This window comes from Ignavibacteriales bacterium (genome assembly GCA_026390575.1).
Lineage (GTDB): Bacteria > Bacteroidota > Ignavibacteria > UBA10030 > UBA10030 > Fen-1298.
On sequence record JAPLFR010000001.1, the window covers coordinates 174,097 to 198,506 of the forward strand.

The following is a 24,410-nucleotide window of genomic DNA, read 5'->3' on the forward strand; positions in this document are numbered from 1 at the left end:
GGTCACGTATTCAACATTACTCCCGGTGCGAGAGTTGCTCCGGGTGCTCCTTCGTTTGGTGTTCCAGTTTCGCCAATTCTTCCTTGCCGTAAGCAATCCGTGTAATTGTAATAAACAAGACAGGAACTATGAAAATTGCCAGCATCGTCGCAGCCAGCATTCCTCCAAGTACAGTCCAGCCGATTGTTGATCTCGCCTGAGCACCGGCACCTGTTGCAAAGGCGAGCGGTGAAACGCCGAGAATAAATGCCATGGATGTCATCAGAATGGGGCGCAGTCTCAACTTCACTGCTTCAAGTGTTGCGTCGATAAGATTCATCCCTTTCTCCACCCGCGCCTTGCCGAATTCCACAATAAGAATGGCGTTCTTTGCCGCCAGTCCGATCAATGTGATCAATCCGATCTGAGCGTAGATGTTGTTGCTCAGATGCGGAAGAAACGTGAGCGTCAGAATAGCGCCAAATGCACCGATAGGAACAGCGAGGAGAACCGCAAAAGGAACGGACCAGCTTTCATACAACGCCGTCAGAAACAGGAACACAAAAACGATAGACAAAATAAATATCGTTGTCGTACTGCTGCCCGCATTAATTTCCTCGCGGCTGAGTCCGGAAAATTCATACCCGTATCCGGCAGGAAGAACGTCCGCCGCTACTTCCCGCAATGCTTCAATCGCCTGTCCGCTGCTGTATCCTTCTCCCGCGCTGCCGTTGATCTCTGCAGTGCGGAATAAATTGTAGTGTGTAATGAGAGGGGCGTTTTCAACAACTTTATAACTGATCAGCGTGCCGAGCGGAATCATCATTCCCGATGCGTTCTTCACGTAATACTTGGACAGGTTTTGAATATTCGTCCGGAAGGAAGTGTCCGCCTGTGCTACCACATGGAAATTCCGTCCATAGATTGTAAAATCGTTCACATAACGGCTGCCGAGGTACGTCTGAAGCGTTGAATAGACATCTGCAATAGAGAGTCCCAGCTTCTTGCATTTCTCTCTATCGACATCCACCTGGTATCCCGGCGTGTGTGCGCTGAAAAAAGAAAACACGCGGCTGAGCTCGGGGCGTTTGTTCGCCGCCGCTACAAATGTCTGCACGGTTTTTTCGAATTGCTTGATGTCGTCTGTGCTTTCGTGCTGCTCGAGTTCGAATGTGAAGCCGCCCGTTTGTCCGAGCCCGGGAATTGCAGGAGGTGAGATGACGATGACATTCGCGCTTTTGATGGCGGAAAATTTCTGCTGCAATGTTGCGATGAGCGAGCTCAATTGCAGCGATCGCTCCTTCCGGTCGTCCCAGTGTTTCAATTGAACGAAAATGGTGCCGCTGTTCGATTTTGTCGCAAACGTTACCACATTCAATCCACCCAGCGCGGCGAAGTGTCCGATGCCCGGCGTCTCTTGAAGGATGCCCATCATTGTATTGAGAACCTCAAGACTTCGAGTTGTCGATGAAGCTTCAGGCAATTCAAATGTGACGTACAACCGCCCTTCATCTTCCGTCGGTATAAAACCGGTTGCCTTGGTTTTGAACAGTATCGCTGTCCCTGCATAGAGAATGGCAAGCAGGATGAGGGCATACTTACCCAGCCGGATCCATGTTTTAACGCTGTTGGTATAAGAATTCGTTGTTCTCTCGAACCATTCATTGAAGCGGAGGAAAAATTTATTCAAACCTTTCGCCTTCACATTACCACGCGATGGCTTCAAAAGAAGTGTGCAAAGAGCCGGCGTTAACGATAAGGCAACGAATGCAGAAATGAGAACAGAAATTGCTATCGTGATTGCGAACTGTTGATAGAGGCGTCCAACGATACCGGGAATGAATCCCACCGGAATGAAAACCGCAGCGAGGATCAATGCTATGGCAACAACGGGCCCTGAAATATCCTGCATCGCCTTGATGGTTGCTTCCTTCGGAGAGAGTTTTTCCCGGTCAATGTAATGCTGTGTCGCCTCGACGACAATAATTGCATCGTCTACAACAATGCCGATCGCGAGGACGAAACCGAACATGGTCAACGTGTTGATCGTAAAACCTAGTGGAACAAAAAAAGCAAACGTCCCGATGAGCGAAACGGGAATCGCCAGCACCGGAATGAGAGTCGCACGCCAGCTCTGAAGAAAGAGGAAGACAACAAGAACAACCAGTCCAAGCGCCTCGATCAATGTCAGAACAACTTCTTCGATAGATACTTTCACCACAGAGACTGCTTCAAACGGTACGACATAGTCGACATCTTTGGGAAAGGATTTCTTCAACATTTCCATCGCCCTGTAGATTCCGTCCGCAACATCGAGAGCATTGCTCCCCGGCGCCTGAAAAACCAGGAGGTATGATGCGCGCTTACCATCGACAAAGGAATTGTTGGCATAACTGAATTTGCCGAGCTGTACACGCGCAACATCGTGTAGATGAACGGCAGAACCCTCACGGGGATTCGACCGGATGATGATATTGCCGAACTGCTCTTCAGAATTTAACCTGCTATTTGTGAACACCGTGTACTCAAATGCCTGAGCATCCTTCTGCGGAGGAGCTCCGACAGAACCGGCAGCAATTTGCAGGTTTTGTTCTGCGAGAGCACTAATAACATCGTTCGTTGTCAATCCACGCTGTGCCAGGCGGTCGGGAGAGAGCCAGACGCGCATGCTGAAATCATCGGCACGCGTAAAAATATCGCCGACACCGGGAACCCGCAGCAACGCATCGCGGATAAAGATATTGGTATAGTTATCGACAAACGTGACACCGTGCGTACTGTTGGGCGAATAAATGGCGACAAGCATGAGGATACTTGGGCTGCGTTTCCTTGTCGTCAGGCCGAGTCGCTTGACGTCATCGGGGAGCTGCGGCGTGGCAATTCCAACACGGTTCTGAATATCGAGCGCCGCAATATCCGGATTGGTACCGACATTCAATGTGACATTGATCGTCGTCCTGCCGTCGCTTGTACTATTTCCCTGCATATATGCCATGCCGGGAGTGCCGTTGACCTGCGATTCGATCGGTGTAGTGACAGTTTGTTCTACGGTTTGTGCATCTGCGCCGTTAAACGAGCCGGAGATCTGAACGGTCGGCGGTGTAATATCCGGATACTGGCTGACGGGAAGTTTGAAGATCGAAAGAAGCCCGACAAGAACAATGACAATCGATATAACAATTGCAGTGATAGGTCTTCGAATAAATGTATTAGCGATCATTGGATTCTTATCAGAGCGTTATTTGCTATATCCGGTTTTGGAAACCTGCGATGTTCCTGCAGGTGCTACTGCGACGAGCGTGTTCTCTCTCAGGCGCTGCATCCCTTCGGTCACAATCTGATCGCCGGGCTGCAATCCGTCTTTCACAACCACCATATCGTTAATATTCATACCGAGAGTTACCCTGTGTTGTATTGCCCTGTTTTCTTTGACGGCAAAAACAAAATATTCACCCATTTGCTCGACGACCGCTTTATACGGGATGAGCATTGCAGCGGAACCAGTGGCTGATTGTATACGGAGGTTGCACGTCAGTCCAGGCTTGAGGATTTTCTTTGAGTTGGGAAAAACAACCCTGACCCGAATTGTTCCTGTTTGGAAATCGACTGATCGATCGAGAAAACTCAATCGGCCGGGAAATGTGTAGAGTGACTGATCCGGGAGAACGATGGTGAAGGTCGAATCTTTCCCGTTGCCGCTGCTCTGGAGCAATGTATTGAAACGGTTAATCTGTTTTTCATCCACCGCGCAATCGACGGCAATCGGATCGTCAGAAGATATTGTGTTCAATATCGTCTGGCCTGTTGTCACAGCAGATCCCCGCTTCACTTGCGATATCCCGATCGTCCCATCGAACGGAGCGTGAATAACAGAATACTGCAAGTTTGTTTCCGCACTCTTCACTGATGCTTCTGCTGCGGCAACCTGCATTTTGGATGATTCGAGATCGTCAACTGCATGTTCAAGCGTTTGCCGCGCGACGGCATCATACTTCGCAAGATCCCTGTATCGATCTGCATCCTGCTGCGCTTTGGCGAGATTCGCTTTGGCAACATTCAGGTTTGCCCGCACCTGATCATACGTCGCCTGGTATTGCTGTTGATCGATTGCGTAAAGTCGAATTCCTTTCGTGACATGCTGTCCATCCTGAACAAAAATGTCGGTGATATATCCTGATACTTCCGGTCTGAGATCGACCTGATTCAAAGCGACAACCGTAGCCGGATATTCGTCATAGTACGTCGCGCTGCCTGTCTTTACTTCGGTGGTCGAGATCTGAATAAGCGGCGGCCCCTTTTGTTCAGCTGCTTTGTTCACACTGCAGGAAATGAGCAATACCGAGATGATGAGGGTTGCTGCGACAATGATAATGTATTTCATAGTGAATGATCCTAAGATTGTTAATAAGATATTGTGCCAAGTGCTTTTTGCATATCCAGTTTACTGACAAGCAGTTGATACAGAGCGTTGGTCTGATTGACCTGTGCAGAACGGAGATCGGTTTCTGCCGTGATGAATTCGAGATACGATTTTGTCCCGGCTTTGTATTGTAGCTGGATAGTTCGGTAGACATCCTGAGCAAGTTGAAGATTATCGGTCAACACTTTATAGTTGTTTAGATTGCTCTTGTAATTTGCCAACGCCAGTGCATATTGTGTATTGATACTGTTCTCAAGTGAAAGAACGTCATAATCGAAGCGATCAAGCTGAAGTCTCGCCTGTTTGATTTGTTGAATTCTTTTTCCTCCCTCAAACAGGGGAAACGAAAGCTGGAGGCCAACGAATGAGTAAGGATAGCGCTGATTGAAGAGCGGGTCGATGAAACTGTTTTGATAGTTGATCGTGTATCCGCCATACAGGCTGAGAGAAGGGATGAAACCCCATTTATAATAATTCAGATTGTCTTTCTGCAAGTGCATTTGAGTCTGCAGGAGTTGGTATTCAATCCTGTTGTCATAATTGACCGAAAGGCTCGTGTCAAAAAAAACTTCACGCTCCATTTGTGTGCTGTCATAATCGAGCTCCAGCTTTGCCGCACCGGGATATCCCATCTGTTCTTTCAGGCTGGCAATACGTGCTTTCAGGAATTCCCCTGCCTGCTGCCTGTCAGCCTTGGCATTATTCAATGCGATCTGAGCGCGCATATAATCTGTCTTGTCGACGATGCCGCCCTGGTATTTTGTGTACGCATCCCTGGAACTCTGCTCAAGCCGCAGAATGGCCTCTTCAAGCAATTCGATCTGCTGGTCCGTCACCAACGTCGCGTAATAGGCCTTGCTTATATTTACCACAACGTCGACCTTGGTACTTAGAGTTCTCTGTTTAGCAAATGTACGTATATCGTTCGCACTGGTACTTGCGAGTAAAACGTCTTTATTAAACAGCGCCTGTGTCGCCGTGAATTGAATGTTGGAGCTGTTTGCAAGTCCTTGATTAATAGGTACGCCTCCAACAATCGCCACGGGAAGTTGAGGATTGTGCTGCACATTGAAATTCAGGTTCAACTGGGGAAACCAGTCGGCCAGCTTAGCCTGTATCGTGTGTTCGGCAATTTCTTCGTCCACGAGCGATTCTTGCACCAATGGTTGGTGCACCAGTGCGTAGCGGATACAGTTCTGAAGCGTACCTCGTTCTAGCAATGAGTCAGACGCTTGCTGCGATTGAGCCGACAGTGTTGAACAAGTCAACACGAGAATCATAAACACCATTCCTCGTATAACTATATTTCTTGTTTTCATCAGTGGATATTTTTAGCAAAAGAATGATTGGAGTTCTTGCAATGTATATTTCACTGAAAATCCTTACAGATCATCATAAAGTTCATTTTCCATACTTAGATAACAATGAATGGGTATCAAAGGTTTCTATAGAGGCGTAATTTATTTAATGACTGTCGCGACGATGGCTCGAATGATATTAGGGGAGTCCGCGTTGCGAGTCGGAGGTAGACATCAACATCCATTGCGCGGCTGAACGATGTTATACAAATGAAACTAATTGCAGTACGGCAATGTTCTATAATCAGATAATATAGTCTGAAATAAGGAGATAGGTTCATGAAACAAACAACGGTAAGAGAACTCGTATCAGAAGATTTCCGGTCTGCGTCAGTTTTTGAAAAACATTCAATTGATTTCTGCTGTCATGGGAATGTCACACTCGAAGAAGCCTGCGCGAAGAGCGGAATTTCTACGAAAGAAATTCAACAGGAGATCGCACTTCTCTCATCCACAGAAAAAACTGAAGGAGAAGATTATAATACATGGGAACTGGACAGTCTGGCCGATTACATTGTCCGTACGCACCATCGTTTTGTGAAGGAAGCGATTCCTGTAACGACGGCTCATCTGGAAAAGGTTGTCAAGAAACATGGCGAACATCATCCTGAAGTGATGCGTATTCAAACTTGGTTTCAAGAAGTTGCAGAAGAGTTGATCAGGCATATGGCCAAAGAAGAAATAGTGCTTTTTCCCTATATAAAAACGATGGTGAAACATGGGCACGAAGGCAAGATGCTTGATAAGCCTCATTTTGGAACCATCGCAAATCCTATTCGGATGATGGAAGCCGAGCACGAAGCAGCAGGTAATACCTTGGAATCAATTCGTAGAGAAAGCAAAGGATTTACACTTCCAGCGGATGCGTGTGCGACATTCCAGGTAACGTATGAGGAATTAAAACAGTTCGAAACCGATCTGCATAAACATGTTCATCTCGAAAACAATATTCTCTTTCCAAAGGCTATTGACATGGAACGGCGTTTGTTTGCTCTCCGGCAGACTACTTGACTGTTCATTTGAAGAATAGATTGATCCAAAAAAGAGCCGAGTCTTTTTAGATTCGGCTCTTTTTTCTATGTGGGGGAGCGCTGAATGGAAATCATAGAAGCAATTTTTTACTGAAGCAGTTTTAATTGCAATTGATAGATATCTTTTAATCCGTATTGGGTTATTTTCATAATGGTGATTATTTAAAAGATAGATTCCCAATAGTCCCGTCCCGGTTGATTTTATCAATCGGGATAAGTCCGTGGCGCATTTTGCGCCACGAGATCTCGATCCGACTTTAGTCGCGATCGCGACTGCCATATGGCAGTCGGGCAAAGTCGGACAGGAATCCAAAATAGCCCACTACCTATTGTTCCAGCATCATTTAATTTATCCTTATTTTTATTATTTTAATGATAGCCTGATTTAATAGTGTGATCGTCCATTGAATTGAATGATCACTAAGGATATGATTCTACGCCGTTTGTGTCTTGGATTACATTTTTTAATAAAATATCTTTTGCAGCTTGAAATATCAAATGAACTTACTGATATTAGAGGTGAAACTGCCACCCTGACTGGAGGAACTTGAAATGATGTATCGAAATATTTTATGTTTTTTTGCTCTTTTCTTAACCGGTTGTGCTTCATACGTGGAATTAATTCCAAACCCGGAAATTGTACCTAAGGAAGGGCAATTTACAAACCTGAAGAACGGCGCTGAGAATTTTATACTCAAAAAAAATGAAAAATATGTCATTCAATTTCCCAGGCCGGAAAAAAACGATTTCTATCTTGTCTTGATGGGAAAAACCAAACCGCTTCTTTATTGCTACATCAGAAATTATTTTAATGCCGAGATTGAAACCACCTTGACGCAGTCATTCGGCTTTAGAGAAGGATCGATCCAAAATACATTTGATGAGAATCCCGCAAGCGACAGTATCTGTGTGTATCCTATCGATTCACTGTCGGAACATTATTCATGGTTGATTGATACTGTGAGACAAGAGACAGAATTGGCCCTGCGTTACCGATATGTCTATCAATGGCGGTATAAATTTGAAAATGATTACGATAAATATCGAGAAATACTGGCAGACAACATTGTCGACCGAACGACATACAATATTATCGATGCAAATTTTAATACGGATGTTATTGATTTCGACCGCTTGATTGCAACTGCAACTCCGAAGAATAAGAATCTGCAATCGATGTATGAGAACATGCGTAAGCTGGAGCAGGTGTTTCCTCCGGACATTAAAGAATTCGGCGATACGGCATATTCGACCTATACCGCTTTCCGGGCGAATGTGAATGATGAACTTCTCTTTCAAAATAATTATTTGGATATCCTGACAAATCTTAAAAAAGAAAAAGAGACCCGCGATGATATCGTGTCGTTCCTGAAAGCAGCGCCCGAATTCATGGGTTTTCTTTCGAATGCAAGACGGTATCCGGCGCGCATCAACGAAAAAACGCAGAGAATATTCGCTCCGCGTCTGTATGAAATCCTGCCGTATTATGAAAAAATCGTGAAGAACAGCTCCGATATCTATGATATAGGTTCGCATCAGGAGCTGGACTATGCTCCAAAAATTTTCAAAGCATGTAATGTAGATTTCCCGGATGATCTGGCCAATCTTATAACATTTTTCCACAAGTACAATGCAGAACGGGATGCATTACTTGAAGTCGACAACACGTTGGCAGATCTCAATACCATGGTAGCTACTATGACGGGCCGGCCGGATGAATCATTTTACCGTGCAGCGCTCGCCGTGCTTGACAAGACACAGACCATGCTGCCTGAATCGGAGGCAAGCCATGTGGCGAAGTACGGCAAGTATAAATGCGCCGTGATGCTGGACCACAAAAATAACAGTGCTGCGATGTTTGTGGAAAGTCTTACCGGACAGCTCAAAGCCTTACAGGTCCTGGATGATAAATTGGAGGACATTGATGCACTGTTTAAGCAGTCGGCGGTATGGCCATCCGACATGTTTTATACGTCCGTTCGAAAGGATATGGAAGAAATCGAGAGCAGTCTTCCTAAGTCGCTTCCGGCGCAAATCGATCCTTACAGCAGCAGCAAAATTGCACTGTGGGCGAAAAAACGTTTAACAACGGAAGCAACTCAAATAAAAGAATTACTCCAAAAATATCAGAAAGCAGAAGAGATCGTTCCGCAAATCAATACACTCAGAAAACAGGAAAATTACCGCGGTATTATCAGGCTGCTCAATGCGAATCGAACTCTTGGCTTCCTTCTTTCGCAATACCCTGGTATCGACACTCTTTCATTGGGCCACCAAAGCAGGACGATTTCCAGCTGCTTATCCATGAAGGCATGGAGAGCTGCTGAAACAAAGATTGACGAATTGTTCCGTGACAGGGACTATTTGAGTCCGGATGTCGTCGCCGAAAAAAGAATTCAATACGTCAAGAAGTATGAATCTGAATTATTTCAAGGGGTCAATATTGCTTCAAGATCCTCGTCGGAATTATTCATAAAGAATCATGAAACATCACTGAAGAACATCCCATCTCTTTATAAAGATTCTGCATTTGTTCCTGTTTATAAGCTTACATTCAGTTCTACGGGTCCGAAAGAACTTCAACAGAAGAAAAAACAGATTGAAGACTATTTAACCGAGATGAAAATAATTCATTTCCCGGAGACAGCTATAAAAGCGCTCTACAAGGAATTGACAAAGAATATTCGGGAACAGGGAGTAGAAAAGGCACGCGCTATTGTGGATCATGGGAAGTTCTATAAAGGCTCGGACAAACAGGTGAAAAGCCTTGTCGGTGAATGCGATTGTACCGTGCCCAAGATTATCACGAAGCCGAGTGAATATCGAAAGTTCTTTGTTTTACCTTCAACAAACAATAAAAAAGGTAACAACAATTATTTGCTGAGACTGGATATGCAGATTTCTTCAGAAGCGGAATTTCCAGTCTTTGATGTCAACATCGCGATTCCGCCGGAGCTTGCTCAGAATGCCGAACAAAAAGCATGGTTTGATGAAATTACAATCAATAAAAAACAAATCAAAAACGAGGGAAGATTCCACATTACTGCACCGACATCAGCGAACAATTATGAATCACAAGTTACGCCTGTGCAACTCAGCAAGGGAAGCACGAACATCCTCGAGATCAAATTGAAATATAACGGGTTCAGGGCATTTGAAGTCAGTGTGATGGCTCAAAAGCCCATCATCCGGAAATATTAATTTTATCATTTCATACCAACAAGGAATATATGTATGAAGAAGAAATATTTTATCATCGGTGCAATTGTGCTCGTTGTCGCAGGCGTGCTGGTGTATATTTTATGGCGGCCGAGCCTCAAAGATCAGATCGTCATTCCCTATATTGCGCATCAGAAACCAGCAATTGATCCCCATTTGCCGAGTTCCAATCAATTATCGGATAAGCTCGATGAAGTTGAGTTTGACGGTTTATTCGATGTGGTTGCGACCCCAAGCGGTGTCGTGTACGAAGATGGATTGGGCGAACTTGTCGGCATCGATCAAAATGACGTCGTAACCATTCGCTTAAAGAATAATAAACTGTGGCATGACAGCTATTCGGTAACAGTGGAAGACAACAAAGTGAGTATCAATAAAGCTCAGGATCATTTCTTCTCGGCAAGCGATTTGAGCTTCACGCTGAAGCGTATCCAAAGTCTTGGAAGTTTGTCTCCCGATTACATTCTCGTTTCGCAGGCACTCAAGAGTTTTGAATTTGATGGGCCGAATGAGAAGGGAGAGATTCATTTCAATTTTAAGGAAGATAGAATATGGAAGGATTCGGATATCAAAGAAGTTCTCTCGTTCAAAATCCTTCCCGGCAATTCGGAATTGAATGCAGCGAATTATCTTATCGGCACAACCCCCTATATGGCTGTTCCGCAGAAAAGCGGCGTTCCAAACTTCCATAAAACACCAAATGGAGGAGCGTTTATTACGAACGTTCGATTGGCACCGTTCATCGATAACAGTACATTTACCACTGAATTGAAGAACGGTTCTATCAATACATTGCTGGAGACTCCCTTCGGCAGTCTTTCTCCCATCCTGACTGACACGGAGAAATATTTTTATAAGTCCAACATCAGTACAACCTTTTTTGCGGTTCTCTTCAATACGGAACGGCTTACGCTTGAACAACGTAAAGAAGTCCGCCGGCTGATCAATAATAAAGCTATGCTGGAGCGACTTTTTAAAGTGAATTCACCGCAGCAGCGTCAAATCGTGGACTATAAGGGAAATAAAAACAACTACGCAGATTATTTAAATAACAGTGTCTTCCCGTCGTCGTCCTATTACGTCGAGGAAAAGATTGTAACGCCTGTGCATGACGATACTGCCGCCAACCTCTCTGTGCTTCCTCCGGTCGTCAATATCAAGGTCTGTGTCAATTATGGTTTCAGAGAAGAGTATGAAGAATTGATCGACATCTTGAATGAACCTTCTTTTGCAAAACAAAAGATCAAGGTGACTGCCGCTACAAACGCAGAGATCAAAGCCAGGGATTACGACGCCCTCCTGATAGCAATCAGCGGATATAGAAGCAATTTCCTTTTTGATCTGTATAGTATTTTCATGCGTGAGCCGGATCTTGAGACGTACAAGATCAACCTGGTCACTGTTCCAGATGAAGAGGGTAAGCAAACGATCAGTCCCAGCACGTGGCAGACGAAGAATAATTTTTTCAGTCTCAATGCGAGTGCTCCTCATGCGGACAGCGACGATGTGAACACACTTCTTCATGATATGTACGGATTTATGGCAACCCGCGAAATCGGGGACAAGCAGGCGTATTCCGAGCGTATCGATCAACTCGAAAACAAAATGTGTTTGGGCGTCTGGTTGTTCTCGCTGCCGTCGTTAGCCTATTTTAGCACGCAGTTGGACAGCTCAAGCGTACAACTCTATGGTGTTGCATCGCAATTGTCGACAATTAAAAAATGGAAAGAATCAGCCCGTAAGTGATTCATACACAGAATACAATTTTTCCGCGCATTGCCGGAACGCTCGCATCTCTTCTTACAGCGAGCGTTTTGTTTACTCTGCCGGCCGCTCCTCAGCATTCAAAGGCTGCTGCCGAATATCTGATTGTAGAACATAGCGATCAACTTCTTATCTATAACAAATATCAACAACGAATTACTCGGCAGGAAAAAGAAGCGTTTGTTCCGTTCGTTCCCCTGAGGATACTTGACTCCCGAGGTGTTCTGAACGACAATTATACGCCATGCATGAAAGTTGAATTAAACGGAAGCATATTCTATCTCATTAAAAATGACAGAACCACGTTGATAGGCGCAGGGAAACTCGGTTTGAATCAGATATACGGGAACGTAACCCTTTTGCATGATACCGTTCAGCTGATAACGAAAAGAAGCGCTGTTCTCATCTCTCCGGATAACACACAACGGGTTGATTTACGGAATGGAGAAAAACTTATCAGATATTTTCAAAAAGGAGATCAGACATATATTCGGCCCCTTGTCGCATCGCTGCGATTTGGCTGGGCTCGTCTCGACGGAACTGTCCGAGCGTTACCACCTCAAGGAAAGGAACGGGATAATAATAAGAATACCGGTGTTCCAGATAAAACTCTTGAGCGGATAGAAATGAAATTCAGAGAAGTGAACACATTACTCGCAAATATATTTATGTACTTCAATAAACAATCAAATCCGAAGAAATCCATTCCACAATGGCATTCCATTGAATCTGAAAGGAGTGTCGCATACGTGCTCGAGCCTGCATTGTATGGTTCGTACTTTTCGGAAAGTGATCGGTATCTTATAAGAGATCTGGATAATATACTGGTAGGTACTGTCTATTCGATGTCATATACGCCGGGTAAAATTGAAATTCGACAGAAATAATATGCGGATAATTTCATCTGTCTCTCACCATTATTAAGTCCTGCGCGTGAAAAATAAGTTTATTGATCATACTCTCAGTATTCTCTTTGTAACGTTGGTGTTTGCAGTACTTCTGCTCTTTGGCGTGAAGGGCGAAACAGCCACTCAGCGCAGCAATGACGTACTTATCGAATCGCTCGTCAAGCAACATACTGTTGACTTTGGTAATCCTCTTCAGAAGTCACTCTTTAAAGAGACCTTGAATCTGTTTCATCCGGATCACCGCGCGAGGAACGATTCGCTTTTGCAGGCGATCGATTCATACAGGATGGAACAATTCACCAATCAAGTTTACAAAACAGGAATTACTCCCAAGGAACTATCGCTGCAATCGCTTCTCGACATGAGCGGTATGTTTGTCAATTTCATCCTCGTCTATCTGGTTGTCATGGCAATCAGCTATTACGCAGCGCATACGGTTGGAATCTACAGTTTTGTTAAACGAAAACAGCGGGTTTCATCATATCCCGGTATGTTTGCTCTCGCCCTGCATCCTCTTGCTGGTGATACAAAGAATCAATATATCCGTTTGAAGATTTTCGGCAAACGTATTGTTCGTATTCTTCAAGCAATGCTCAAGGGACTCGTGTGTCTGATTCTTTTTTCACCTGCATATATTATTGCCTATTCCATGAAATCGACGTTTGAAACGGGCGGATATATTTTTATGATTGTCCTTGGAGTTATCTCAAATGGCCTGCTTGTCAATTATTCGTATAAATTCTATACATTTCTCCTGAATGAGAGCCGCAAGGGGTATGTGCAAAATGCAATCGTCAAAGGGTTGAACAACTCTTACGAGTGGAATACTCCGGACGGAATATCGTTCTTATCGATTTTGAAAATGAAGAAGTCTTTCCCATCCCATGTGTTCCAGTATATTTATGCGAATGCCCGGTATCAATACATTCCAACGATGAAACAACATGCTTCATTTCTCATCACCGGGCTCATTATTATCGAAATGGCGTTGAATATTCAAGGACATTTGTGCTATGAACTTCTTCAAGATATTCTCTACCGGCATTATGATATTGCCATCGTCATCATCTTCGGTGTTTTTCTCGTAGTGAAGGCCACAGAAATGCTGGTTGATTCTTGGTTCTATTATGAATCGCAGAAATATGAAAATAATTAATACTTGGGTAGAACACGGAACCTTGAAGCAGCTGTTTGCGATACTCCGGCAAAGGAAGGATATTCGGTGGATTCTTCTTTGGCTTGGAGGACTGCTGGGATTGTGGTGGTGGGATGCGGTATTTCTCAATCCGCTTGCATACGAATTAATCCAATCGGCTCTTGTCAATACATTTGTCGGCGCTTCGACGGCTGTCGCGCTTTCATTATTCATAGGATGGTCGGTTGGGATTGCCCTGTATTTCTTGGAGAATGGCCGGGTGAAAAGTCTCCATCTTTCATTGATGTTTATTCTCAATCTCATTCGTTCCGTACCTCAAATCGTCGGGCTGCTCATTGGCTATATTCTCCTCACGCTCTTCATCACCTATGGAGTTCTTCAATCTCAGTTAAACCAAATCCTCTGGATGGCATTTGTGATAAGCATTTTTTGCTCGTTAGAAGTTATCGATCTGGTCACTGAGAGAATTATGCATTATCGGAAATCGGATTATTTCCATGCCATGCTGTGCTGCGGAATAAAAGAGAGCAGAATTATCAATGTTGAAATTCTTTGGAAGAACAGTCTTTCGCATCTGCTTCATAAGCTTGTATCGCTGTTTGGCGTCGTCGTTCTCCTGCAATGCAGCATCGATTTCATTATCTCCGTCGGGTTATCAACCGACGTAAGTCTCAGCAACTTCCCCGTAACATTAGGCAGTCTGCTGGCGAAACTTGACAGCAAGCAGGATATTCTTGCAATGGGATCGATGCTCGTAGATCCGGTGTATGCTTCGAGGATTCTCTTCCAGCATCTGCAAGGAGTCAGTGTTGCGTTCATTATCGTATTTACTCTGTTGTGCGTTTTCCAGATTGCAGACGGACTTGTCAGGCAATATGATCTGTGATATCTTATGAGCATGCCTCCCTTCAATATTACTATCGCAAAACATGGCCGGAATCTGGTGAACGTGAAAGACTTCCGGATGGAAGAAAACCATATTATGTTTTTGTTTGGCGAATCAGGTATTGGGAAATCCCTCATTGCAAAGGCAATCTACGGCCTACTCAGCCCGGAAGAATTTGATATCACAATAAACGGCGAATCGTACGATCAATATTGTAAAAAAAGCAGTACAAAAGAGATTCAACAAAGCAGTTTCTTTGTGTTTCAAGAACCTTCTTCGCATTTGAATCCATTGTCGACGATTGGTTCGCAATTAAATGAGGGAAGTCTGAGAAACAGACTTCAACAGAGCAACATTCTGCAACGGTTGTGGGAAACGACAGACCGGAACATCATGACGAAGATGCTTGGAATCTATCCGAAACCGTACCGGCCGAGCGGGGGAGAGAAGCAGCGGTTTTTACTGGCTATGGCTTTTCTCAAGATAGAAATGCTGCTAGAAACAATGCCGGAGCACATAAAAACTCTTTTCGTTTTTGATGAACCGAGTGGAAGCTTGGATAATCATTTTCGTGATGTATTTCTATCGCTCCTTTTTGAGAAATATCAAAAAAGAAAATTCACCGTTTTGCTCATAACGCATGATTATTCTGTGATCAGCGTTGTCAGAAACGCGGGCTTGAAGATTCTCAACGATATTTCATATAAGGAATTAATGCTTAAGCATAAAGAACTCACACTGAACGATTTCAAACCGGAATATTATACCAATTGGCTGAAACGTCAGGAAGAGAGTAAATTATCAAGCGTGCCAATCCGGGTTACGCAGCCATTGCTGCGAGTGGAAAGCGGCATCGAAGTTTTCGGACGCAGGCTTGTTGTAATGAGAGACCGAACCGGCGGCAGCAGTTGTCCTCTTGAAATCAATCCTTTCACCATGGTATATCTCAAAGCGCCGAGCGGTGTCGGCAAGACGAGCTTTGCAAAATCGATTATGGGACTCATCAGAGCGCAGCATCTCAACATCGCTCTCAACGGCGTATCGTTTACGGAAGAAACGCCAAAACGATTCTGGCAAACCCGGGTTTGGGGAAAGCAGATGGCGATTACCTTTCAGCATGCAGATGAAGCATTGAATCAGCAATCAACGGTGAGAGGGACGTTGTCCGGGCTTCCCGCAAATAAATCAACAGCAGAAGATGTGGATCACATGATGAGGGAATTGTTTGAGGGCGATATCAATGACAGATTTCTCAATACGAAAGTTCAATATCTGAGTGGAGGACAAAAACAGAAATTGAATCTCCTTCGAAGCCTTGTCCTTGATACAGATATTCTTATACTCGACGAGCCATTGAATGGAGTAGATTTTGAAAATATCATGAGAGTGTTATCGATGCTGAAGCAAAAACAAAAATCGGGAAAGGGAATATTATTGATCTCGCATAATGAAGAGATCTTTGATGCAATCGTTCCGGAAGAGTACGTCTACTATCTGCAAGCTTTTCAACTCGCCTCACAACAATAACGAAATCCATCCTTGTGTAAATCGTTTTATGATGTAAATGTTTGCCCATCTGAATTCTTCAGTGAGATTTGTAATGGGGAGGCGGAATACATCCGAACTCAGTATAATTGTTGAAGCTCCTTTCATCGATTTTCTGTAATATTCACGCAAAGTATGAATGCAAACCAAGAGATAATCTGTAGCTTAACACAAATCAAGCAATTCCGCACCTTGCTATTCACTCAGTGGTTAGTTACTATTATACCTATAGTGTTATTGCTCTATACCAAAAGGGATTGGATAAAAGAGTATGAACACAAAAGCAAGTTTTATTGGACAGATGTCCGATTTCATTCCCTGTATATTTCTTCCCAAGAATTCTTATGACCTTCGTCAAGCAATCGCGAATATTGTCGATATGACTCCAAGTAGGAGGACATAAAATAAATGAAGAATGAACGAAACAAAGGACGGAAATTCATTCGTGAGAATGTGAAGAAGCCGAAACCTCGGCTGCAGAAACGTAAGCACACTGAACAAAACATTACCGAACGCAAGCGGGCAGAGGAAAAAATCCAGAGAGCGAATCGTGTCTATGCAGTGATAAGTCAAATTTACCAAGCAATTGTAAGAACACGTGATAAAGATAAACTCTTTGAAGAAGTCTGTCACATCGCTGTTGAGAATGGTAAATTTAAGATGGCTTGGATTGGGATAGTTGACGAAGAAACAAAACTTGTGCAGCCGGTTACTTTTTCGGGTGTAGAAGATGGCTATCTCTCTACGATCAAAAAGATTTCCATAAGCGATGTACCGGAAGGACGCGGACCGACAGGAACAGCGATAAGAGAAGGAAAGCATTTTGTATGCAACGATATCGCTGACGATCCGAGAATGACTCCATGGAAAGACGAAGCACTCAAACGCGGTTATCATTCTTCGATTGCACTCCCGCTAAAACGCTTCGGCAGAGTGATAGGTACTTTTTCACTTTATGCATCCACTCCTCAATTCTTCAATCAGGAAGAAATTGTTTTATTGGATGAGGTGACGAACGATATTTCGTTTGCACTGGAATCAATCGAAACTGAAAAGAAGCGAAAGGAAGCAGAAGAAGCATTGCACGAAAGCGAACAACGGCTATCCTCCATCTACGATACTGTCGGGGATGTCATTTACCATTTAACAGTCGAGGCTCAAGATAAATATCGTTTTATTTCGATTAACCAAGCATTCTGCAATCTCACAGGATTGAGCGAGGAAATGGTAGTTGGAAAATTAGTGAACGAAGTGATCCCCGAACCTTCCCTTTCGATGGTACTTGGAAAATATAGGCAGGCAATTGAAGAGAATTCAATTATCCGATGGGAAGAGACTTCTGATTACCCAACAGGACGATTAGTCGGTGATGTAAGTATTGCCCCCATTGTTGACGATAAAGGACGCTGTACGCATCTCGTAGGTTCAGTTCATGACATAACCGAGCGCAAACGGGTCGAGGGAGCGTTGCGGGAAAGCGAGGATAAGTTCAAATACGTATTCGATCATTCCCTCATCGGAAAATCGATCACATTTCCTTCTGGCGAGATCCATGTGAATAGGGCTTTCTGTGAAATGCTGGGTTATTCACCGGAGGAACTCCAAAATCAAAAATGGCAGGACATCACTCACCACGATGATATTGAATTAACTCAAAGAGCGATTAATCCACTCCTTAATGGTGAAAAGGATTTGTTACAATTCAGTAAAAGATACATTCACAAGAATGGAGATGTTGTTTGGGTTGAGGTAAGCACATCGATGCGTCGGGATAAGAAAAACCAACCGTTGTATTTCATAACGAGCGTAATGAATATCACCGAGCGTAAGCGAGCAGAGGAAGCACTCCGTAACAGTGAAGAAAAATTTAGAAAAGCATTTATGACTAGTCCGGATGCTGTCACTATCAATCGATTGAAAGATGGCATGTATGTTTCTATCAATCAGGGTTTCACTCGTCTTATGGGATATACCGAGGAAGATATTCTTGGTAAAACTTCCATTGAAACAAATATTTGGGTCGATCTGAGCGATAGAAATAAACTGGTGGAAGGTTTAAAGAAGGATGGGCCTGTAGAAAACCTTGTTGCTCGGTTTCGCTCAAAAACCGGTGAGATAAAGTATGGGATGATATCTGCTACCATTATTGAATTAGGTGGAATCCAACATATACTGGGCATTGTTAGAGATATCACCGAACGCAAGCAAATCGAAGAAGCATTGACTGCGAGCGAAGAAAAATATCGTGATATGGTGGAACAAATCAACGACGTAATTTATACGACAGATACGAATGGAATCTTTACGTATATCAGTCCGACAGTAGAAATATTAGGCGGATACAAACCTGAAGAGATGGTAGGTCATTCCATGGGTGAATTCCTTGATCCGCTGTTTATTCCAAAGATCAAAGAACAATTCCAAAAAGTCATGGCGGGAAATCTCGAGCCGGCTGAATATCGGGTAAAAATAAAATCGGGCGAATTACGATGGGTGCGAAGTTCGAGCAGAGCAATTATGAAAGAGAATAAACCGATTGGAATGCGCGGCGTGCTCACAGACATCACCGAGCGCAAGCAGGCGGAAGAAGCCGTACGGCAACTGCAAAAGCTGGAAGGATTAGGAACTCTTGCCGGAGGGATCGCACATGATTTTAACAATATTCTAGGAATCATATTGGGGTACATCACAAGCATCAAGAGGTTTAAAGACGATACGAAGAAATTGGATCTTGCTATTGATATTATCATGAAAGCAGTGGATCGAGGCAAAACACTCGTCCAGCAGATATTAACTTTTGCGAGAAAAACAGAAACAGAATTTGGGCCGGTGGATGTGAATGGTATTGTGACAGAAATATCGAGCATGATATTTGAAATGTTCCCCAAGAATATTACGCTTGCAAAAAACTTTGATAAAAGTGTTCCTTTTATTAATGCCGATCGTTCGCAGTTAAATCAGATACTGCTGAATCTGTGTGTGAATGCACGCGATGCAATGCCACGCGGTGGTGTTCTCACCATCAATACTCGCATAGTATCCGTCGCAAGTTTGCGTACGCAATATCCAGATGCCGCTGCAAGCAGTTATGTTTGCATCGAAGTGAGTGATACAGGTGAAGGAATGACCGAAGAGATTCAAAGGCGTATCTTTGAGCCGTTTTTCACAACGAAAGGAATAGGAAAAGGAACGGGATTGGGATTGTCAGTGGTGTTTGGCGTGGTTCAAACCCATAAAGGATTTATCGATGTGGAAAGCAAAATTGGTAAAGGAACAACCTTCCGCCTTTATTTGCCCGCATTGCAAGTGGCAGAGCCAATCATGGAAAAAGAGGAAGAAACATTGATAGAAATTCCGGGCGGAGCAGAGACGTTGTTGGTTGTAGAGGATGAAGAAATGCTTATGGCGTCTCTTCAAATGGTGCTTGTTGAAAAGGGGTACACAGTTCTATCTGCCAAGGATGGATTGGAGGCAGTGAATACTTATAAAAACCAGATGAAGGAAATTTCTCTTGTGCTTACGGATCTCGGATTACCGAGGATGACCGGAATGGAGGAGTGTGCACAGATAAAAAAAATCAATCCGAACGCTCGATTAATTGTCGTTACAGGATTTCTTGATCCGGAAATGAAATCGGAATTTTTAAAAGCGGGGATACAACATTTTCTCTATAAGCCGTATGATCTCAAGAAAGTTCTGAAAATGGTAAGAGAAGTGCTGGATGAAAAATGAGTTGTGGAACCTTCTGTCAGAAAGTTGTGAGGGAGATCAGCCAAAAGATAAAGCACGGCTGACAAGTGCTCTCCCGAACTGGAAGAAACTGCTATGTGCATTCATGGTCGGGAGTATAACTCCCTCCCAACTCAAGAATAAATTTCTAAGACTGATTATCATTATTCTCCAGGTTTTCTTTGAAGTTGCATCAATGTTGTGAGTGCGGAAATGCTTCGGGATGCACAGGCGCATCCAGAGCAGTATCGAGACTTGATTGTGCGTGTTGCTGGATACAGCGCCTATTTCCATGACCTGGGAAAAACCCTGCAAGATGAGATCATTGCACGCACCGAGCATCAGGGATTTTGATTTCCTGTACAGAAAGGATTATCTATGCTGATCAAAGAAAAGATTGCACAGGCAATAGGCATTCTGAAAGAGTTCAACATCGATTGCTGGGTTACGTTCACCCGCGAAAGTGCCATCAACGGCGATCCGACACTTCCATTTCTCGTACCTGCGGATCTGACCTGGCATAGTGCACTCATTATCACGAAAGAGGGAAATACGAGAGCAATTGTCGGTCAATTCGATAAGAAGATGGTGGAAGATACCGGAGCTTACAAGACCGTTGTTGGATATGTGGAAGGGATAAAGAAACCATTAACGGAATATCTCAGCGGCCTGAATCCGGCATCGATTGCTGTGAACTATTCCAAGGACAGTGAAATCGCCGATGGGTTGACACACGGGATGTATCTGACACTTCTTGAATTTCTCTCTGAAATCAATTTCCAGGATCGAATTATTTCTGCCGAGAGAATAATATCTGCACTGCGGCAGCGGAAAACGAAATGCGAACTTCAACATATCAAAGAAGCAATTCGACAAACCGAAAAAATATTTTCCAAGGTTGCGAAGGTTATCAAACCGGGAATGACAGAGGAACAGATCGCTCAGTTTATGCGCAATGAAGTGAAGAAAGCCGGATTGGAATTAGCGTGGGATGCTCATGTCTGCCCGGCGGTCTTTTCCGGTCCAGCAACAGCCGGTGCACACTATAACCCTACGAAGCGAAAAGTAAAACCGGGTCATATTCTGAACATGGATTTTGGAGTCAAGGTCGATCATTATTGTTCCGATCTTCAGCGAACATTCTATATCCTGAGGCCGGGTGAAACAAAAGCGCCGCCCGATGTGCAGAAAGGTTTCAACACCATTGTCGAGTCGATAGAGTGCGCGCGCGCGGCGATGAAACCAGGAGTTCACGGAGTCGAAATTGATTCTCTCTCGAGGCAAGTTCTAAAGAAAAATGGTTACGAAGAATTTCCTCACGGCCTTGGGCATCAAGTAGGGAGATTCGCGCATGATGGAACAGCGCTGCTTGGCCCTGCATGGGAAAAATATGCACAGAAACCTTTTCAACCGTTGGAAGAGGGAATGGTTTTCACACTGGAACCACGTCTCACGGTTGAGGGCTATGGTGTGGCGACAGTCGAAAATATGGTAGTGGTGACCGAAAACGGGACAGAGTATCTTTCAACTCCGCAGAAAAAACTTATTTGTATCAACTCAGGAATTCATAAAACGTCTAAAAAATTTCCTAAGCAGCGTTAATAAAATATCTTTTCATCGATAACGATCCAATAAGAACTTGATAAAAATACAAATGGATATGGCAAGAATGAAAATGCAATATTCCCGCTCACATTTGTCGATTGTAAAGACTAGAGATTGCGGGTCCTCGTGAGGTTATGAAAATGAGAAGCCGTAATTTTTCAAACTGGTCTTTCCTGTTACTGGGGGGGCGCGCACTTTGATTACTGATCAACTCTTTGATATTTACGAAACACTATTATGAATCACAATGGTAATCGTAATCAAATCATAATTTACAATCGCTCATAATTCCACCCCTATCTTCCGAAATCGATTTCAAGTTATTGTTATAACGGATAAAGATGAGTAACAGAATTGCTGAAGTTACAGCGGTTGCGGCACCAAAATAGAATGGTATGCTTGAATCGATTTTATCGTACAATAATCCTGCAATAACACTTGCAGGCAACAGTGTGATGCCAAGTAATGCATTGTAGATACCCAAACCTGTACCCTGCTTGTTTTTATCGATCATATCTGAAATAAAAGCTTTTTGTATCCCGTCAGTTGCAGCAGAATATAATCCATAGAGTGCAAAAAGACCGACAATAACTGTAATGCTGTTCGTGGCACCAAATCCATAATAGACGATCGCATAAATCAAATAGCCTATAAAGAGAATTCTTTCTTTCCCAATTCTATCGGAAAGTGAACCGATTGGAATGGAAAGTAATACTGAAACAATGCTTGTGATCAAATACACAAGCGGAATAAAAGCAACTTTCACTCCTACTTCATTGGCTTTCACCATCAAGAGAGCGTCGGTGGAGTTTCCGAGTGTGAAGATGAAAACAATCCCAAGAAAGAAATAATATATTTTTGGAAAATCTTTGAAATGGAATTTATTAAAGAGATTTTCTTTACTCCTTTTGGCCTCTCGTATGCCAAAAAATAATACAAATACACCTAGTATGGATGGTATTCCAGCCAACAAAAAAATAAGTCTAAAGTTATCAGGAAAGGTGAAGAGCAATGCAAAGGCCATGAGCGGACCAACTATTGCACCGCTATTGTCCATCGCTTTTTGTAAACCGAAACTTTTTCCTGTCTCATTATTGGTCACCGATCCCGCAATAAGACTGTCGCGCGGCGCAGTTCGAATTCCCTTTCCAACTCTCTCGATAAAACGCAGATATAAAACCTGGAGGGGCGAAATGACAAACGAATAAAGCGGGATGATAATGGTAGAAATGCCATATCCTATCAACATAAAAGGTTTGTTCTTGCCGATTTTATCACTCCAAAAACCAGACAGGGATTTAAGGAGCGAGGCAGTACTCTCGGCGATACCCTCAATTATTGACAAACTAGTTTTTGAAGCACCCATCGAGAGCAAAAACATCGGCATGACAGCATAAACCATCTTAACAGAAGTGTCTGTAAGAAAACTGGTCAATCCCGTAAACAGAATATTCCTGTTGAACCCTAAATATTGTTTTTCTTTTTTGATTTCAATCTTATCTTCACAGTTTATCATTACAATCCCTTCCGGGGGAATTCAAAATTCTAACGTTAGTTACATCTCACTGTTTTTCTTAACAACTTTATCAGGATTGCTGTTTCTGTCTCACTCAATCCTGATCTTAATATTTTTGCCATACGCTCATGGGCGATCTCCATGATGGTGTTTATCTTCATTCCTTTTTTCGCTAAATGCAAATGCTGAGAACGCTTATCCTTATCAGATTGTACTCTTTTTACATACCCTTTGGCAGTCAATTTATCGACGAGCACCGTTACAGTTGGTTTTGTCAATTTCAATTCCGTCGCAAGTTCAGAAATTGATGGGTTTTTCATTCTGACAATAACTCGAAGATAGCGTAATTGCTGATGTGTGAGATCGTTAAAATCGAACTGGTTCATGGTTTCCTCAACCACATTATCGATGAGGGCAGAGAGGTAATTGATTGCTTCTTTGAGATTGTTCATAATTGTTCTATCATAATATTAATTAGAATAATCTAACTAGAACCTATCTCATAAACGAAAAAATGACTTGTACTTTGCCAAAGTGTCATGTAAATTTAAAACACTATGGCAAGACGAGAAGAAATATCAGATGAACAATGGGCAATCATAAAACCCTGCATACCGAAACACACAACACGCGACGATGGACGTGGTCGACCTTGGCGAGACGATCGAGAAATATTCAATAGAATATTTTGGATTCTTCGTTCAGGTGCTCGATGGTGCGATCTTCCAGGACGCTTTCCACCTTATCAATCCTGTCATCGACGATTTCAACAATGGGTTCGCACTGGTGTTCTGCGAATATTACTGGAAGCTTTAGCCAGAGACCTTTGCGACCGAGGTCATTTCGACTTGAGCCAATGTTTTATCGACGCGACCTTTGTGATCGCGAAAAAGGGGGCTTCGGAGTGGGAAATACCACGCGCGGCAAAGGTACGAAGCTCATGGCAATGGCAGACAGCACTGGTCTTCCTTTCGCCATGTACGCTACATCTGCTGCGCCGCATGAAGTCACCCTTGTTCACCATACTATCAAAGAACGGTTTCTTAGAGCTCGACCCGAACATTTAGTTGGAGATCGAGCTTACGACAGCGATCCTCTTGATGCAGAACTTGCTCACCAAAGGATCGAGTTCATTGCAGAGTAAGTTATTCTTTTACATAAAGGCCGGATTACAGTTGAAAGCAAGCTTGGTGCTGGAAGCAAATTTATCGTTGAACTTCCCCAACAATCTTCTAACCTAAATACTCCCAAGGTTTCATAGTTTTATTCCAATCGCTTAGTTTTCATTTTGTTA

Annotated in this window: 16 protein-coding genes and 1 pseudogene; 12 read left to right on the forward strand and 5 right to left on the reverse strand. The window is 43.4% G+C overall.

Translation table 11 applies throughout. The features are described from left to right. Positions 1 to 16: 16 nt before the first annotated feature. The 3 genes from NTX44_00760 to NTX44_00770 are packed head-to-tail and all read right to left on the reverse strand — an operon-like array spanning position 17 to position 5,679. Entirely contained in the window at positions 17 to 3,199 is a 3,183-nt protein-coding gene (locus tag NTX44_00760) for a multidrug efflux RND transporter permease subunit (GenBank protein ID MCX6120138.1), read from the reverse strand. Positions 3,200 to 3,217: 18 nt separating this feature from the next. Continuing rightward, entirely contained in the window at positions 3,218 to 4,360 is a 1,143-nt protein-coding gene (locus tag NTX44_00765) for an efflux RND transporter periplasmic adaptor subunit (GenBank protein MCX6120139.1), read from the reverse strand. A gap of 20 nt (positions 4,361 to 4,380) precedes the next feature. Beyond that, positions 4,381 to 5,679, reverse strand: coding sequence for a TolC family protein (locus tag NTX44_00770; GenBank protein MCX6120140.1), 1,299 nt, complete (start codon positions 5,677 to 5,679; stop codon positions 4,381 to 4,383). A 357-nt stretch (positions 5,680 to 6,036) separates the two neighbouring features. Here NTX44_00770 and ric point away from each other — a divergent pair, with 357 nt between their 5' ends. The 10 genes and pseudogenes from ric to NTX44_00820 all read left to right on the forward strand — a co-directional run bounded on the left by ric (position 6,037) and on the right by NTX44_00820 (position 21,597). Beyond that, the gene (gene ric / locus NTX44_00775) at positions 6,037 to 6,768 is read left to right on the forward strand and encodes an iron-sulfur cluster repair di-iron protein (GenBank protein ID MCX6120141.1); all 732 of its coding nucleotides are present in this window, start codon (positions 6,037 to 6,039) and stop codon (positions 6,766 to 6,768) included. A gap of 572 nt (positions 6,769 to 7,340) precedes the next feature. After that, on the forward strand, positions 7,341 to 9,989 hold the full coding sequence (locus tag NTX44_00780; protein MCX6120142.1) for a hypothetical protein: 2,649 nt from the start codon (positions 7,341 to 7,343) through the stop codon (positions 9,987 to 9,989). Positions 9,990 to 10,022: 33 nt separating this feature from the next. Beyond that, a complete protein-coding gene (locus tag NTX44_00785; protein ID MCX6120143.1) occupies positions 10,023 to 11,753 on the forward strand; it encodes a hypothetical protein in 1,731 nt (576 codons plus the stop codon). After that, positions 11,750 to 12,658, forward strand: a complete 909-nt coding sequence (locus NTX44_00790; GenBank protein MCX6120144.1) for a hypothetical protein — start codon at positions 11,750 to 11,752, stop codon at positions 12,656 to 12,658. Before NTX44_00785 ends, NTX44_00790 begins: the two co-directional genes overlap by 4 nt. 46 nt (positions 12,659 to 12,704) lie before the next feature. Further along, positions 12,705 to 13,835 carry a hypothetical protein gene (locus tag NTX44_00795; GenBank protein MCX6120145.1) on the forward strand — a complete coding sequence of 377 codons (1,131 nt, stop codon included), beginning with the start codon at positions 12,705 to 12,707 and terminating at the stop codon, positions 13,833 to 13,835. Continuing rightward, a complete protein-coding gene (locus tag NTX44_00800; protein MCX6120146.1) occupies positions 13,822 to 14,721 on the forward strand; it encodes an ABC transporter permease subunit in 900 nt (299 codons plus the stop codon). Before NTX44_00795 ends, NTX44_00800 begins: the two co-directional genes overlap by 14 nt. A gap of 6 nt (positions 14,722 to 14,727) precedes the next feature. Continuing rightward, positions 14,728 to 16,248 carry an ATP-binding cassette domain-containing protein gene (locus NTX44_00805; protein MCX6120147.1) on the forward strand — a complete coding sequence of 507 codons (1,521 nt, stop codon included), beginning with the start codon at positions 14,728 to 14,730 and terminating at the stop codon, positions 16,246 to 16,248. Between the two features lie 426 nt (positions 16,249 to 16,674). Beyond that, positions 16,675 to 19,998: a PAS domain S-box protein gene (locus NTX44_00810; GenBank protein MCX6120148.1), complete on the forward strand. Its 3,324-nt coding sequence runs from the start codon at positions 16,675 to 16,677 to the stop codon at positions 19,996 to 19,998. Between the two features lie 192 nt (positions 19,999 to 20,190). Further along, positions 20,191 to 20,349: pseudogene (locus NTX44_00815) on the forward strand (autonomous glycyl radical cofactor GrcA). A 24-nt stretch (positions 20,350 to 20,373) separates the two neighbouring features. After that, a complete protein-coding gene (locus NTX44_00820; protein ID MCX6120149.1) occupies positions 20,374 to 21,597 on the forward strand; it encodes a Xaa-Pro peptidase family protein in 1,224 nt (407 codons plus the stop codon). 268 nt (positions 21,598 to 21,865) lie between these two features. Here NTX44_00820 and NTX44_00825 read toward each other — a convergent pair whose 3' ends face one another. Then, positions 21,866 to 23,116 carry an MFS transporter gene (locus NTX44_00825; protein MCX6120150.1) on the reverse strand — a complete coding sequence of 417 codons (1,251 nt, stop codon included), beginning with the start codon at positions 23,114 to 23,116 and terminating at the stop codon, positions 21,866 to 21,868. A 35-nt stretch (positions 23,117 to 23,151) separates the two neighbouring features. Further along, entirely contained in the window at positions 23,152 to 23,568 is a 417-nt protein-coding gene (locus tag NTX44_00830) for a MarR family transcriptional regulator (GenBank protein MCX6120151.1), read from the reverse strand. 184 nt (positions 23,569 to 23,752) lie between these two features. On the opposite strand from NTX44_00830, the gene NTX44_00835 reads away from it, so the two are divergent. Together NTX44_00835 and NTX44_00840 are read left to right on the forward strand one after the other, a co-directional pair. Next, positions 23,753 to 23,932 (forward strand): hypothetical protein, encoded by a 180-nt coding sequence (locus NTX44_00835; protein ID MCX6120152.1) that lies wholly within the window; start codon positions 23,753 to 23,755, stop codon positions 23,930 to 23,932. 88 nt (positions 23,933 to 24,020) lie between these two features. After that, positions 24,021 to 24,260 carry a hypothetical protein gene (locus tag NTX44_00840; GenBank protein ID MCX6120153.1) on the forward strand — a complete coding sequence of 80 codons (240 nt, stop codon included), beginning with the start codon at positions 24,021 to 24,023 and terminating at the stop codon, positions 24,258 to 24,260. Positions 24,261 to 24,410 lie beyond the last annotated feature (150 nt).